Consider the following 14782-nt stretch of genomic DNA (forward strand, 5'->3'; position numbering starts at 1 on the left):
GGTTCCCGCAGCTGCCGAGCTTGGGTCCGGAACAACTCGGTACGGCCCGCTCCCTCGATCAGATCGTCGCGCTGCTGACCACCGGTGGTGATGCCGACCCAAAAGGTGAGGCCCCGCGTGACGGGGCACCGACGTCGGACTCCGCTGTTCGGCGTCACTTCATCGCGACGGCGGAGCTGCCGCCGATCGATCGCGCCGTCCGCCCATTCGGCGACCAGCCCGTCGCCGTGGTCCTCGGCATCGGGGTCTTCGACGACCGGGCGCAAGCCATCGCCGAGGCATTGCGGGCCGACGGCTGGCGGGTCGCCGAGTCGACCCGACCGGTCGTCGACGCCCCCGACGCCACCGACCACTCGGGCGCCCCGAGCGACGATTCGGTGGTGCCAGAACCGATGGACCTGTGCGTGATGGTGCTCCCCACCGGGACCGATGAGGATGCGTCGGCGATGGGTGGACTGGCCGAGACGGCCGCCCGGCTCGAGGAGGCGATTCTCGCCGCCGGCACCGTGGTGGAGGGGCTCGTCACACGGGCCGAGCACACCGGACGTCGTGCCGGGCTGGTGACCGTCACCGCGGTGGACGGTCACCTCGGGCTCGCACCGGCTGACGTGCTGCGCGGCTGCGGCCCACTTCCGGACGCGGTGTCGGCGAGTGTCGCCGGAGTAGGCGGTCTGGTGAAAACGGTTGCGGCCGAACATCCTGCGCTCTTCGTCCGGGCGCTCGACGTGGATGAGCGGCTCGACGCGCAGGGGTGTGCGAGACACGTGCTGGCCGAGATCACCGACGGCGCGACCGACGTCGTCGAGGTGGGGATCGACGCAGCGGGGCGGCGGCGCACCCTGGTGCCGCACCGGGGCCACCACCGACACTCGTCGACGCCGATCGCGGAGAACCCGGAGGTCGACCGGCTCACGGCCGACGACGTGGTGGTGGTCAGTGGTGGTGCACGTGGCATCACCGCGCTGTGTGTCGAGGCGCTCGCCGAACGCTGCGACGCACGGTTCGTCCTGATGGGCCGCACCCTCCTCGCGGACGAACCGGAATGGGCGCGGGGTGTCGCCGACGCCGGGCTGCGTGCCGCAGCCATCGCTGCGATGGCCTCCTCTCGTCCGACACCGGCCGAGATCGGGAGGTCCTGTGCCGCAGTGCTGGCCGGACGTGAGATCGCCGCGCTCCTGCGCCGACTCGGCACCGACGGCTCGTCGCCTCGGGTGCGCTACGTCAGTGCCGACATCGCCGATGCGGAGTCGGTTTCTGCCGCGCTGGCCCCGCTCCGAGCGGAGATCACCGCTGTCGTGCACGGTGCGGGAGTGCTCGCCGATGCACCTCTGATGTCGAAGACACGCGACCAGATCCGCTCGGTGTTCGCGCCGAAACTCCTCGGTCTCGGTGCCCTCCTCGATGCGCTGGGTGCCGATGCCGACGACTCACCACTGCGGAGCCTGGTGCTGTTCACCTCGGTCGCGGGCCTGTACGGCAATGCCGGACAGGCCGACTACGCCGTGGCGAATGAGGCGCTGGTGCGCTTCGCCGCGCGGTGGAAGGCTCGCCACCCCGACCGTCACGTGACCGCGATCGACTGGGGAGCGTGGGACGCCGGGATGGTCGACGAGTCGCTTCGTGCCCACTTCGTGGCGCGTGGGGTGACCCTACTACCGCCGGAGGTCGGCGTGCGTGCCTTCACCGAGCAGTACGGGCAGCACCGACGCGACGACACCGCGGTTCTCATCGGGGAAGACGCATCCCTCTGCCCCACAATCGAACCCGACCGGTCGGTGGAGGTCGTTCGTTCGCTCACCGAACTCGCGCGGCAGCCTGTGCTGCTGGCACACCGCATCGGTGCGCATCCGGTTCTGCCTGCGACCTTCGCCATCGGTGCGATGATCGGCGTGGCCGAACGAAGTGCGCCGGGACGGACAATCCGCCGCGTCGAGGGATTCGAGGTGTTGCGCGGCATCGTGTTCGACGATGCTCCACTCGAGGCGCCGAACGTCGAGATCGTTCCCGCACAGGGCCGGCTCGTCGCATCGATCACCACCGCCGCCGATCGAGGCCCGGTACCGCGGTATCGGGCGAACCTCTTCGATTCGGCCCCCGGACCGGACCGATCGGTCGTGGCGTTGCCCGACGACTTCGGCACGGGGGCCTCGGGCAACGAATTGTATTGCGATGCAGTCCAGTTCCACGGGCCCGCGCTGCAGGGCATGCGGCAGATCTGGCGGCCGTCCCCGGACACGGTGATTGTCGAGTGCTCACGTCCGCAACCGGTCGATCCGAAGGACGATTCGGTGATCATCGACGCCTATCGAGGTGCCCTGCACGATTCCGTACTCGCCGATCTGGTGCTGCAGGTACCGCCGGTGCTGGGCCATCAGCTCCGTGGTGGGGCCTGGTTGCCGCTCGGAGTGGGTGCGTGGACCCACCTCCACCCACTGCCCGATACCGACCCGTTCCTGGTGGTCGCCGGCCACCCGAGGGTCGCCGACACCCGGGTGATCTGTGACGTCACCGTCTACGACACCGCACACACGATGCTCGCGCACCTCGGTGACGTCACGGTGGTCACCACCGCCGATCTCTCCGACAAGTTCAGTGACTCAGTGAGGCAATGGAATCCATGACCACTTTTGACGAGACCACTTTTGACGAGACCACTCTTCATGAGACCACGGTCGAACAGACCGGTTTCGACGACACCACATTCGACGACGACGGCGCTCTCGACCTGATCGCCTTCGACGGCCCGGTGTTCGACCCGTTCGCCGGTGGTTCGCCGCAGGCGCCGAGAGACGACGAATCCGTCGAGCCGGTATCCACCCGGGTCGCCCCGATCCCCGCGGCCCGTACCGGTCCGGCGGGGGGAGCGGGCCCGGTGGGTGCGCCGGGGCTGATGACGGGTTCGGTCGCCGACCTCGCCGCCGGGGTGCTCTCGGCACATCGCGCGGCCCTACGGGCACAGACGGCATTGCAGCGCGCCCTCGTCGATCGCGCACTGTCCGGAAATCGATTCTCGCGCAGTGCTTCTGAACCACCGTCGCCGGCGTCGGGCGACACACACGGGTCGGGTGGCAACCATCGGGCGGGAGCACTCACGAGTGCGCCGGAAGGCGCGTTCAAGCCTCTCACCCGTCCCTCGGCGACAACCCTGCGTCCCGGCGAACTGCCCGCACTGCTCTCGCGGGCCGGATACCCCGGACCGGTGGCCGTCGACGTCGTCACCGACATCTCCGTGCGTGGTGGCTCCCGCGGCCTGGGCGCCCTGAGTGCCACACCGGCCCGCGGAGCCGCGCCGCAGGATGCGGTGAAGGTCGCGGCGGTGATCTTCGCGGCTCTCGTCGGATTGCCGGACTGCCTGCCGAACCCGACCGCTCACGTCGCCCTGAGGTCGTCGCACGATCTCCCCGCCGGGCCCTTCCGGCTCGAGATCCGCGAGATCGATCTGCTTCCGCGCCCACATCTCGTGGCCGAGGTCGTGGCGGCTGACGCCGGGGTGACCGACGCCGGGGTGACCGATAACGGAGTGGCCCAGGACGATCACGGTCAGGTCGAGGTCCTTCTCCGCGAGGGCCCCGGAACCCACGTCGGTCCCCGAGCCGGTGGCGGTGCGCCGTCCCCGTCGGCCCGGACCAGTCGGGACGGTCGTCATGTCCTGCTCAACGAATTCCACATGGCGCACCTGTCGCGTGGGGACCAGGCACTCGCGCTCGGTCCCGAGTTCGGCGTGTACACCGGCCGTCGCGCCACCCGATTGCCCACCGGGGGTCTGCTGCTGGTCGACCGGGTCGTCGACTACTCGGGAAATGAGAACAGCAGGCAAACAGCGGAATTCGGTCCTGCGGCGTATAACACCGAGTACGACGCGCCGGCCGACTCGTGGTATTTCGCCGACACGGCCAACGAGTCGATGCCGCATTTCGTCTTCATGGAGACGTCCCTGCAGGCGGCCCTGTTGATGGGGTACTACGCCGGGCCGACGCTCGTCGACCCACACGCAACCGCCAGTCTGCGCAATCTCGGTGGGACCGCGACACTGCACCGTCAGGTCGACCTCCGCGACAAGACGATCTGTCAACACTCGCGATTGCTGTCCACCACGATCCTGCCCGGATCGTCGTTGCAGACCTTCGACTACACGCTGAGCGTCGACGGCGAAACCCTCTACAGCGGCGAGACGCTGTTCGGCTACTTCAGCGACGAGGCGCTGGCCACCCAGACCGGGCTCGATGCCGGCGCCACTCGTCCCAGCTGGATTGCCGCGCAACAGATCCGGCCGCGCACCCGGCGCATCGACGTTGCCGCGCGCCGCGGCGCCACCGACCGGATGCCGCGTTCGGTGGGCAAGCTCGCCCTGCTCGACTGGGTTGATGTCGTCGACGACGGCGGCGAATTCGGCCTGGGCTGTCTTCACCTGATCCGGCCGATCGATCCCCACGATTGGTACTTCGATCGGCACTTCCACCTCGATCCGGTGATTCCCGGATCACTCGGCGTGGAGACGGTCGTCCAGGCCGTTCAGGAATGGATGATCGACGCCGGCCACGGGAGCGATTACGCAGAACCCGGATTCGCCATCCCCACCGGAGTCGCGTTCGACTGGAAGTACCGCGGACAGTTCCTGCCCTCCGACGAACACTGCGAGGTGGAGGTGCACATCAAATCGGTGCACGTCGGTGAGCACGCGGTGGTGGTCGTCGTCGACGCCTCCCTGTGGAAACCGGGATTGCGCATCTACGAACTGACCGATCTCGGAATCGAACTCCATGACCGAAAGGCCATCCAGCGATGACCCTCACCACACAATCCGGCGTGCCGTCGGGCACCGACGGCACCATCGCCCACACCACGGCGACGATCCGAGCCGTTCTGCACGACCTCGAGCAGCCGTGCCGGATCGTGCGGGGCACACGCGGCCTCGGTGCGACATCGGCCGCGACAGACGCGCAGGTGCTGGCAGCGGTGCCGCCACTGTCGCCGCAGATGCTGGGGGACAGCGAGTTCCGACGATTCCACGGTGTGCGGTCGGCATACGCGGCGGGGTCGATGGCCAACGGGATCTCCTCGGTGTCCATGGTGGTGGCGATGTCGCGCGCCGGTTATCTCGCCTCGTACGGCGCGGCCGGCGTGCTGCCGCGACGCGTGGACGCCGCGCTGGCCGAGTTGTCGGCAACCCTCGGTGACTCTCCCTACGCGTGCAACCTGATCCACAGCCCCAGCGAGCCGGCTCTGGAGGACGCCATCGTCGATGCCTGCCTGCGACACGGGGTGCGCTGCGTCGAGGCGTCGGCATTCATGTCGCTGACCCCGGCGATCCTCCGGTACCGATTGGCCGGACTCCACCTCGGCCCCGACGGGGTGACGCCACGACATCGTCTGATCGCCAAGGTCTCCCGCTCGGAGGTCGCCGAATTGTTTCTCCGTCCGGCGCCACCGACGATGATCGACGCCCTCGTCGCCGACGGCCACATCACGGCCGAACAGGGGCAGTGGGCGCGGCGCATCCCGGTCGCCGACGACATCACCGCCGAGGCCGACTCCGGCGGACACACCGATCGTCGGCCGCTACCGGTATTGCTGCCCGACCTCATCGCGACTCGGGATCGCGTGGCATCGGAGTTCCCCGCCGCCGCCTCGGTCCGAGTGGGTGCCGCAGGCGGGCTCGGAACCCCGACCGCGCTGGCCGGCGCGTTCGCGATGGGTGCAGCCTACGTCGTGACCGGATCGATCAACCAGGCATGCGTCGAAGCCGACCAATCGGCAACGGCCAAGCGTTTTCTCGGCACCGCCGATGTGTCCGATGTGGCGATGGCCGCCTCATCGGACATGTTCGAGATGGGCGTGCAGGTGCAGGTCCTGCGCCGCGGAACGATGTTCGCGGCCCGGGCCAACCGGCTCTTCGAGTTCTATCGTGACCATGACGGGATCGAGTCGATGCCGCCCGAGACACGCCGGGAGATCGAGGAGACCATTCTCCGACGCCCGTGTGACGAGGTGTGGGCAGAGTGCGTCGACTACTTCACGCAACGAGATCCACGCCAACTCGCCGTCGCCGCAGACGACCCGAAACGACGGATGGCGCTGATCTTCCGCTGGTATCTGGGACTGTCGTCGGGCTGGGCGATCCGTGGCGACGCCGAGCGGGTCGCCGACTATCAGATCTGGTGCGGTCCGGCGCTCGGGGCGTTCAATCGCTGGGTGGCCGACACCCGGCTCCGTGATGTCGGGGAACGGAGGGTCGCCGAGGTGGCCGCAGAGCTGATGCGGGGCACCGCGATCGTCACGCGGGTGGCGGCGCTGCGCACCGCCGGGGTACGGCTGCCCGGATCGGTGACGGCGGTACGGCCGCAGGTGTGAGGCGTCGCCGCACTCGCGGTGACATCGCTGGCGCTCGGGTCTACTTCAGGCCCGAGCGCACGAACGCGTTGACGATGTGGCGCTGCAACAGCAGATAGAGTACGAACACCGGCAGGCACGACATACCGGCGAGTGCCATCATCGCGCCCCAGTCGGTGCCCTCGGCCGTCATGAAGCTCCGAAGCCCGAGCTGGACAACCGAACTCGTACGCTGCAGGACAACCGCAGGCCAGAAGTACTCGTTCCAGGCGTTGATGAACAGCAGGATCGACAGGGCGGCGAGAGCCGGCCGGAGGTTGGGGACGACGACGGTCCACAAAATGGTCCACGACGTACGGCCGTCCATGCGGGCCGCGGCGATCAATTCCTTCGGGAACGAATCCATGTGCTGGCGCAACATGAGTACCGCCAGCGCCGAACACAGGGTGGGCATCATGACGCCGACAAGGGTGTTGAGCATGCCGAGCTGCTGGAGCAGAACGTAATTGGGGAGCATGGTCACCTGGAAGGGGACCAGCCAGGTCCCGACGAAGGCAACGAACAGCAGGCGCTTCCCGCGGAACTCGTACATCGAGAAGGCGTAGGCGGCCAGCAGGGCGATGAGCAGTTGGGCGATCGTCGACCCGGCGGCGACGGCAAACGTGTTGGCCAGCAGGGTGACCACATGTGTTTGCGCGGCGGCATCGGCGTAGTTCTCCAACGAGAGCGGCCAGGGTACCGGGCGCAGGGAGTACTGGTCCTCGGGGCGGCGCAATGACGTCGCCACGAGCCAATAGATGGGGAATCCGCACACCAGCGCGATACTCGCGAGCACGAGATGTCCGCGCACGCGGGCACCGGTGCCCCGGTCGTGGTGTGGTGTGGTGTGACTACTTGTCGTCATGGAAGGTGGCCCGTTCGGAGAGGCGGACGAGGATGGCGGCGAGGACGCCGAAACACAAGAAGACAACGATCCCGACCGCCGCGCTCATGCCGGCGTCGAAGGTCTGGAAGCCGTACTCCCACAGCAGGTAATAGATGTTGGTGGTGGCTCCCGATGGGCCACCCTGGGTGAGCGTGTCGACCAGTGGGAAGGTCCACTGGGCGCTGAGCAACACGGTCAGCAATGCCAGTAGGACCAGCGACGGCGACAACAGGGGCAGGGTGATCCAGCGGTCGATCTGCCCGCGGGTGGCGCCGTCGACCCGGGCGGCGTCGTGGTAGTCGGGGTTGATGCCGGAAATGCCGGCCGAGACCACGAGCACCGCGAAACCGAGGACATGCCAACCGGTGATGACGATGATCGCCAGCTGCGCGGTGCGGGTGTCGTTGATCCAGTTCACGTGCAGACCGAGAACGCGATTGATCGCGCCGGACTCGGGCTCGCCCAGCCAGCGCCACACCGCGGCCGAGGCGACCGGAGCGACGAGGAACGGGGCGAAGATGATCGCCTGATAGAACACCCGCATCCGGCCGGTCACGTGACGGGTCGCCAACGCCACGATCACCGGCAGGATGAGTGAGAACGGAAGCAGCCCGACGATGATCTCCACTGTGCGCCAGAGTGAGTCGCCGACCTCCGGCACATCGACGAGGCGTCGGTAGTTCTCGGTGCCCACGGCGACCATCGGGCTGGTGGGCAAGAGGTTCCAGGAATAGAAGGACAACTGCACGGCCTGCGCCAGCGGCCGGTAGGTCCAGATCACCAGCATCGCGAGCGCGGGGGTGAGATACAGATACGGGGTGGCCGAACCGATCACGCGTCGTGCGCGCGCGGACACACCCGAGCGCCTTCCTGCGGAACCGGCGCCAGGGACGGAGTCGACGCCAGGCGCGGGATCGGGCCGGATGTCCGTGGGCCGGGTGTCGGCGGGTTCTGAGGTGCTCGGCGCGGGCGGTGACTCGACGAACACTCTCCTCACACCTCGTGCGCGAGTTCGCGCAGTGTGGCCAGTGTCTGCTCCTCGTCGGTGTCGTAGACGGCGGTGGTCGGCGTCTCCTCGACGGCGGTCGCCACCACCGAGCCGTCGAGTACATCGACCCTGGTGAATCCGTAACCGACCCAACCGCGGTGCCGACCGAGTGGAGCGAACGGATCGATCCGGTACGACATCGCCGGACCGATCCAGATCGGAACACCCGCCAGCGCCCCGGTGCCGGTGAGATGTGCGTGGCCGCACAGGATCATCCGAACCTCGCTGCCGGCGATCACCTCGGCGAGATCTTCGGGATCACGCAGTCGCAGCGCGTCGACGGGATCGATCGCCGATCGCAGCGGCGGGTGATGCATCGCGAGCACCGTGGTGCCCGAGCGGCTCGGTGTTGCCAATTGTGCTGCCAGCCACGACAGTTGATCGGCGCTCAGTCCGCCGTCGTGTCGGCCCGGAAGGGTGCTGTCCATCGTGATCACACGCACGTTCGCGAGGTCGGCAACGGTGTCGAACGAGGGCCCCGACGCGTCGGAGCTGCTCGGCTCGGGTACCAGTTCAGTCCGAAAAGCGCTGTGTGAGTCGTGGTTCCCCAGCGCATAGATGATCTGTGCGTCCAAAGTCGCGGCGGCCGGTTCGACGATCTCGCGAAGCCGGCGATAGGCGAGTGGATCGCCGGTGTCGGTGAGGTCGCCGGTCAGCAGGAGCACATCGACAGTGCGTCCGGTCGCGATGATGCGATCGAGGACGGTGCGAAGGTTGTCCGCGGTGTCGACGACATCGCGGACCAGGCAACCCGGTGCGACGATGTGGGTATCGGTGAGGTGGACGATGGTGCAGTCGGGTGTCATCGAAAGCCGTCCTCAGCTCGCCGGGAGAAGGCGCGTCGATTGGTTTTGTGCGTCGGTGAGCACGACACGTGGGTCGGCGCCCTGATACACCGACGACTCGACCGCGGTCATCAGATTGGTCTGAATCTGTTTGTAGCTGTTGCCCGGCATCGACATCCAGGGCTTGATCTTCTCGAGTTGCTCCAGATTCGGGGTCAACAGCGCGCGATTCTTCGAGGCCCAATCGGCGAGGTAGGCAGGATCATTCACCAGTCCGGTGCGCAACGGAAGGTAGCCGATGCCCTTGGCGATTGTCGTGAACGCCTCATTGCCGGTGAGGTATTCGATCAGTTCCCAGGCAGCGCGCTGTTTGGCCGGGTCCTTCGCAAAGGTGTACAGCGCCACACCGGAATTGGTGGGTACCGGCGTGTGTCCGGCGAAGGCCGGCAGGGGGGCGGCGCGCAGCTCCCACTTGCCCTTGGCACCCTTGAGGAAGGTGGCCTGCAGCGAACTGCTCTCCAGGATCATGCCCATGTCGCCGCGCGCGAAGGCCTCGTATCCCTGCTGTTGCGTGTAGACGGGGGTGGCACCGGACTTCACCATGTTCTGCGCCATCGTGGTCACGGTGAGTGCGGCGGGATCGGCGAACGACAACGTCTTGCGGTCGTCGGAGATCACCTGTCCGCCGGCGGAGCGAACGAGGCTCTGGTAGCACCAATCGGTCGCCGACTTCGTCAGGCAGTCGAGGTAGGCGCCACCCTTTCCGGTTTTGGTGGCAATGGCTTTGGCGTCGGCGGCGACCTCGTCCCAGGTGGTGGGCGGCTTGGCCGGGTCGAGCCCGGCGGCTCGGAACAGGTCGGCGTTGTAGTACAGCACCGGTGTGGACATGACGAACGGGATACCGTAGGTGACCCCGCCGGAGTCGCCCAACGTCCGCACCGCCGATGCATACGGGTACTTGTCGCCCTGGAAGTTGGCCTGCACGGCTGCCTCGCCGAAGAGCGTGGACAACGGCTTCGCGCCGAGCTGATGGATGGTGAAGTCGAAATCGCCGAAGCCGAGTTGGGCGACGTCGGGCGGAGAACCGGCGACGGTCTGACTCTGCACGCTGGACACGGCGTCACCGGCCGGATTCGGGCTGTTGCCCTGCGGCTTCTGCGCCTTGACGGTGATGTTGGGGTGTTGCTTGGTGAAATTGGCGATCAACGTGTTGAAGGTGTCGGTCCAGGCGCCGGCCAGACCGTAGTTGTAGCTCTCGAAAACGATGGAGACCTTCTGATCGGGACCGAGCTCGGGGACGGCCGAGGTCGTCGTGTCGTCCGACGAACTGCCCATGCTGCAGGCGGAGGCGAACAGCGTCACCGCCGAGCACACGGCGATGGCACTCACCAGATGACGAAGGGGGAGATGGGTTCTCATGACAGTGCTCCTTGGGAGACGAATGGTGTGGCGGGTTCGGTGAGATCGGATGTCCGGGTGGGTGGAGGGCAGGGGGTGGGGTCCCAGTGCAGTCGGCGTCCCGACACCCGGTCGAAGAGGTGCACGTCCTGCGGGGCGATGGCGAGCCGCACGGAATCGCCTTCCCGGACGCCGCACGGACGCGCGACGCGAGCCTGCAAAGCCGTGGATCCGACGCGTAGGTGCACGACCTCGTCGCTGCCGAGGTTCTCGATCGTTCCGACGCGCGCACCGACCTCGATCGCGTCCGTCGGTCGCGGTGCTGCCGCGGCGATCAGCCGTATGCGTTCGGGTCGGATGCCTGCGGTGACCGGTTGCGCGGAGTAGTCGGTCGGTGCGGGTAATTCGAGCGGAACCGTCAGGCCGCCGGCGGCGACGACGACCCGGCCGTTGCGGCCGCCGGCGACGGCGTCGAACAAACACATCGGAGGAGCGCCGAGAAAGGCTGCCACAAACGAGGATTCGGGACGATCGTACAATTCCGTCGGCGTTCCCACCTGTTCGACCCGACCGGCATTGAGCAGCACGATGCGGGTGGCCATGGTCATGGCCTCCACCTGGTCATGGGTGACGTAGAGAAACGTCGCCCCCATGCGGCGATGGAGGTCGATGAGCTCGCCGCGGGTGGCCGAGCGCAACTGGGCGTCGAGGTTCGACAGCGGTTCGTCCATCAGGTAGGCGCCCGGCTTCTGCACCATCGCCCGGGCGAGGGCCACCCGTTGGCGCTGGCCGCCGGACAGGTCCGCCGGCCGCCGGTTGAGTAACGGTGTCAGTTGGAGCGACTCGGCGGCGTCGGCCACCTGCGCGGCGATGTCGGAACGTCGAAGCCGCCTGGTACGCAGCGGAAAGCCGATGTTCTTCGCGACGGACAGATGCGGATAGAGCGCGTAACTCTGGAAGACCATCGCGAGGTTGCGCTCGCGCGGCGACGTGCCGGTGACATCGCGTCCGTCGATCCGGACCGAACCCGATGTCGGCTCGGAGAGCCCCGCGATCGTCCGCAGCAAGGTGGACTTGCCGCATCCGCTCGGCCCGAGGAAAACGATGAACTCCCCGTCGCCGATCGTCAGATCCACCGATTCGAGTGCCCGCGAATTGCCGAATGCCTTTGTCAGGGAGTCCAGCTCGATTCGGCTCACTGCTGCTCCGGTCGGCGCGTACCGATTGCCGTGTCGAACCACCCGGCAACCTGGGTGGCGAGCGCGGGTGAATCCTTCAGCCAGGCGAAATGGTCGCCGGAGCGGATGGGTGCGCTGCCGGACACGTGCCAGTGGCTCACCGAGGCCGCAGGCATCCGGCGGGCGAGATGGTCGACCGTGCTCTTGGGGCCCAGCGGATCACCGGCGAAGGAGATCATCAACACCGGGCGCTGCAAGGTGCGCAACGCGGCGTTGTAGTCGATATCGGAACCACGGACCCGGTACCGACCGGTCAACGCCTGCATCGACCAGTCGGTCATCACGCCGCCCGCCATGGGGGCCGGTATCGCCACACCACCGGGCCACCGTTTGGTGGTGCGCGAGACCGCCCCGATCCACTGGGTCTGCCACAGGATCTCGAACCGGCGGCGGCGATCGAACGCCTGCCAGAACACCGTTCCCGTGGCGACAACGGTGACGCTGCCGATCGCATCCGGATGGGCGGCGGCGTACAGCAGTGACAACTGGCCGCCGAGGCTGTGGCCGACGAGGTGGACGACGTCGGTGCCGGTGTGCTCGCGGAGGCGGTCGATGATCGCCGGGAGATCGATCTCCAGCATCTCCCGATACCCGAAATTCGGTGCGTCGGCCAGTGCGGGCCGGGACTCGCCCTGGGCACGCAGGTCGCACGTCGCGACGGCAAAGCCCTGTGCGGCAATCGCATCGGCAAGTCCGCGATAGTGCTTGCCCTTCATGCCCATCGCCGGGAGCACCAACACCGTCGGCGCGCCCGGGTCGGGCGACAGATGCAGCCGGAACGAGGTGCCGTCGGTCGTGACGACGTCGAGGACCTCACGGGTTGGTGCCGGTGCGCTGGTCATCGGCTGTTCCCGGGGGTGGCCGCAACGACGTCGCACACATAGTCGAAGACGAGCTTCGCGGTGACGACCCCGGCGTCGTCGAGGACGACCGCCTTCGCGGTGATGTCATGGCGCCCGCCGTCGTCGGCGGTGAGCACCGATCGCAGTTCACGCTCGTCGATGTGGGCAACCGCGCGGATCGCGCCGAGCGCCGGACGGCGATAGGTGACGGTGGCGGCACGCAGGACCAGACGTTCGATCGTGTACAGCCGCGGGGCGGCAGCCCCGATGAAGGCCAACGCGCCGGCGATGTCCGCTGCGGTGAACTGGGCCCCCGCATGGACGGTCCCCATGTGATTGGTGACCGACTCACCCGCTGCGATGGTGACCACGGCCTGCTCCGCCGAAATCTCGGTCACGGCGGTGCCGACGAGCTCACCGAAGGGGACCAGGGCGGTGGCAACCGAGCGCAGGTACTCGTAATCGGGTGCGGTGAAGTCGAGTTGGGGGAAGGCCGCGGCGAAGTCGGTCAACACGCGTCCTTCCCCGGATTCAGTCGCGGTCTCTGCGGTCACAGCAGTCCTCCTTGGGACGTTTCCGGTCGGGAACACAGATCAGTGTCGGCGGTCGGCCGCCGCCGGCGGGTGATCGATAGAGACTGCCAATCGCGCGAACAAAGGGCAGCGCTCCGTGATGCGGCCGTCTCGAATCCCGGTCACCGTGGTGATGTCGCCAATCGGCGAATGTCGCCGGTCGAGGAGATCCGATGCCCCCGCAATCCACCGCCAACGCAGCCCTGTCCGTGGTGGTCGAGACCCGTCGCCGGCTGACGCCGGACATCGTCGAGCTGGTCCTGACCCCACCCGGCGGATCGGCTCTGCCGACGTGGGCACCGGGCGCCCACATCGACGTCGACGTTCCCGGGATCGGTCCGCGGCAGTACTCCCTGTGCTCGTCGCCCGCCGACAGTGACAGATATCGGATCGCGGTACTCCGCGAGATCGACGGTAGGGGCGGCTCGATCACCCTGCACGAGAGCGTCGTCGTCGGCGACGAGTTGCGTATCTCGATGCCGCGTAACAACTTCGCGCTCGCCGACGCCGATCGCCACGTCTTCGTGGCCGGCGGCATCGGCATCACCCCGCTGTTGCCGATGATCGCCGATCTCGCCTCACGGGACTCGGAGTGGGAGCTGCATTACGGCGGACGGTCCGAAGAATCGATGGCCTACCTCGACGAACTGAGGGACCACGGGGCCCGGGTGCGCGTTCGTCCACAGGATCGACTGGGGCCGTTGCCGGTTGCCGACATCCTTGCCGACGCGGGCCCGGGTACCCGGGTCTACTGCTGCGGCCCAGCGGGTTTGATCGCAGCGGTCGAGGACCTCGCGGGTCCCGATGTCGCGGTGCACACCGAACGGTTCACCCCGAAGCAGATCGTCGAGGATGACGGCGCCCGGGCCTTCACCGTGTGCCTGGCCAGTTCGGGGCTCACGGTCGACGTCGGCGCCGACCAGAGCATCCTCGATGCGCTGGAGGCGGTGGGGGTGTCGCCGGTGACCTCGTGCCGCGAGGGCACCTGCGCGAGCTGTGAGACCGGGGTACTCGAGGGTGAGATCGTCCATCGGGATTCGGTGCTCACCGCCGCGGAGCGGCAGGCGGGGCGATCCATGATGGTCTGCGTGTCGCGCGCAGCGTCGGAGAGGCTGGTGCTGGATCTATGAGCTTCTTCGGCAAGGCCTATGAGCCGTTCGTGCCCTTCGGAGGCTCGGATCCCGATTTCGCCAAGTTGCGGGAGGTGGCCAACGGCCTGGCTCCACATACCGAACACAACGACATCCGCATCATCGACCTCGATGCCGAGCGCGCGGTGGCGCAGATCCCCGATGTGACGCATCTGCACAACCATGTGGGCACGGTGCACGCCGCCGCACTGTATCTGGGTGCCGAGTTCTGTGCTGCAGCAGCGTTTGTCGGCACCGCTGCCGCCCACCTGGAGCGGGTTGAGTGGATGGTCGTGCGGGACTGCCGCGCGGTCTACACCCGCCCGGCGACCGGAACCATCACCGCCACCGCCACCGTCGACCTCCGTGCGGTCCGGGAACTGGCCGCCCGTGGCGAACCCGGACGCCTCGACGTCGATGCGAAAGCGGTCCTGCGCGACCCGGGCGGCGCAGTCGTCGGCAAGGTCTATTTCGACTATGTCTGCCAGATTTCCTGAGAACCCATCCACGCAGT

12 protein-coding genes are annotated in these 14782 nt (G+C 67.6%); 5 read left to right on the top strand and 7 right to left on the bottom strand.

The window, feature by feature from the left end; translation table 11 throughout:
• The 3 genes from B1964_RS04180 to B1964_RS04190 form a co-directional block, all read left to right on the top strand.
• The coding region (locus B1964_RS04180) for an SDR family NAD(P)-dependent oxidoreductase (RefSeq protein WP_139765623.1) at positions 1-2621 on the top strand (2621 nt) is incomplete at its 5' end.
• Positions 2618-4786, top strand: a complete 2169-nt coding sequence (locus B1964_RS04185; RefSeq protein ID WP_079928963.1) for a beta-ketoacyl synthase — start codon at positions 2618-2620, stop codon at positions 4784-4786. The genes B1964_RS04180 and B1964_RS04185, both read left to right, overlap by 4 nt.
• Positions 4783-6351, top strand: a complete 1569-nt coding sequence (locus B1964_RS04190; protein WP_079928964.1) for a PfaD family polyunsaturated fatty acid/polyketide biosynthesis protein — start codon at positions 4783-4785, stop codon at positions 6349-6351. Before B1964_RS04185 ends, B1964_RS04190 begins: the two co-directional genes overlap by 4 nt.
• 40 nt (positions 6352-6391) lie before the next feature.
• Here B1964_RS04190 and B1964_RS04195 read toward each other — a convergent pair whose 3' ends face one another.
• The 7 genes from B1964_RS04195 to B1964_RS04225 form a co-directional block, all read right to left on the bottom strand.
• The gene (locus B1964_RS04195; protein WP_006368358.1) at positions 6392-7165 is read right to left on the bottom strand and encodes a carbohydrate ABC transporter permease; all 774 of its coding nucleotides are present in this window, start codon (positions 7163-7165) and stop codon (positions 6392-6394) included.
• Positions 7166-7220: 55 nt separating this feature from the next.
• The gene (locus B1964_RS04200; RefSeq protein ID WP_079928965.1) at positions 7221-8111 is read right to left on the bottom strand and encodes a sugar ABC transporter permease; all 891 of its coding nucleotides are present in this window, start codon (positions 8109-8111) and stop codon (positions 7221-7223) included.
• A 137-nt stretch (positions 8112-8248) separates the two neighbouring features.
• On the bottom strand, positions 8249-9109 hold the full coding sequence (locus B1964_RS04205) for a metallophosphoesterase (RefSeq protein ID WP_079928966.1): 861 nt from the start codon (positions 9107-9109) through the stop codon (positions 8249-8251).
• A gap of 12 nt (positions 9110-9121) precedes the next feature.
• Positions 9122-10507, bottom strand: coding sequence for an ABC transporter substrate-binding protein (locus B1964_RS04210; protein ID WP_079928967.1), 1386 nt, complete (start codon positions 10505-10507; stop codon positions 9122-9124).
• Positions 10504-11685, bottom strand: a complete 1182-nt coding sequence (locus tag B1964_RS04215) for an ABC transporter ATP-binding protein (protein WP_014361129.1) — start codon at positions 11683-11685, stop codon at positions 10504-10506. Before B1964_RS04215 ends, B1964_RS04210 begins: the two co-directional genes overlap by 4 nt.
• On the bottom strand, positions 11682-12566 hold the full coding sequence (locus tag B1964_RS04220; RefSeq protein WP_006368363.1) for an alpha/beta fold hydrolase: 885 nt from the start codon (positions 12564-12566) through the stop codon (positions 11682-11684). Before B1964_RS04220 ends, B1964_RS04215 begins: the two co-directional genes overlap by 4 nt.
• Entirely contained in the window at positions 12563-13120 is a 558-nt protein-coding gene (locus B1964_RS04225) for a DUF4442 domain-containing protein (RefSeq protein ID WP_006368364.1), read from the bottom strand. The genes B1964_RS04220 and B1964_RS04225 overlap by 4 nt, the downstream gene beginning before the upstream one ends.
• A 191-nt stretch (positions 13121-13311) precedes the next feature.
• Here B1964_RS04225 and B1964_RS04230 point away from each other — a divergent pair, with 191 nt between their 5' ends.
• Both B1964_RS04230 and B1964_RS04235 read left to right on the top strand, forming a co-directional pair.
• Positions 13312-14268: a PDR/VanB family oxidoreductase gene (locus B1964_RS04230; RefSeq protein WP_079928968.1), complete on the top strand. Its 957-nt coding sequence runs from the start codon at positions 13312-13314 to the stop codon at positions 14266-14268.
• Entirely contained in the window at positions 14265-14765 is a 501-nt protein-coding gene (locus B1964_RS04235; protein ID WP_079928969.1) for a DUF4442 domain-containing protein, read from the top strand. The genes B1964_RS04230 and B1964_RS04235 overlap by 4 nt, the downstream gene beginning before the upstream one ends.
• The last annotated feature ends 17 nt before the right edge of the window (positions 14766-14782 follow it).

It is taken from the genome of Gordonia sp. i37 (assembly GCF_002043085.1).
Lineage (GTDB): Bacteria > Actinomycetota > Actinomycetes > Mycobacteriales > Mycobacteriaceae > Gordonia > Gordonia polyisoprenivorans.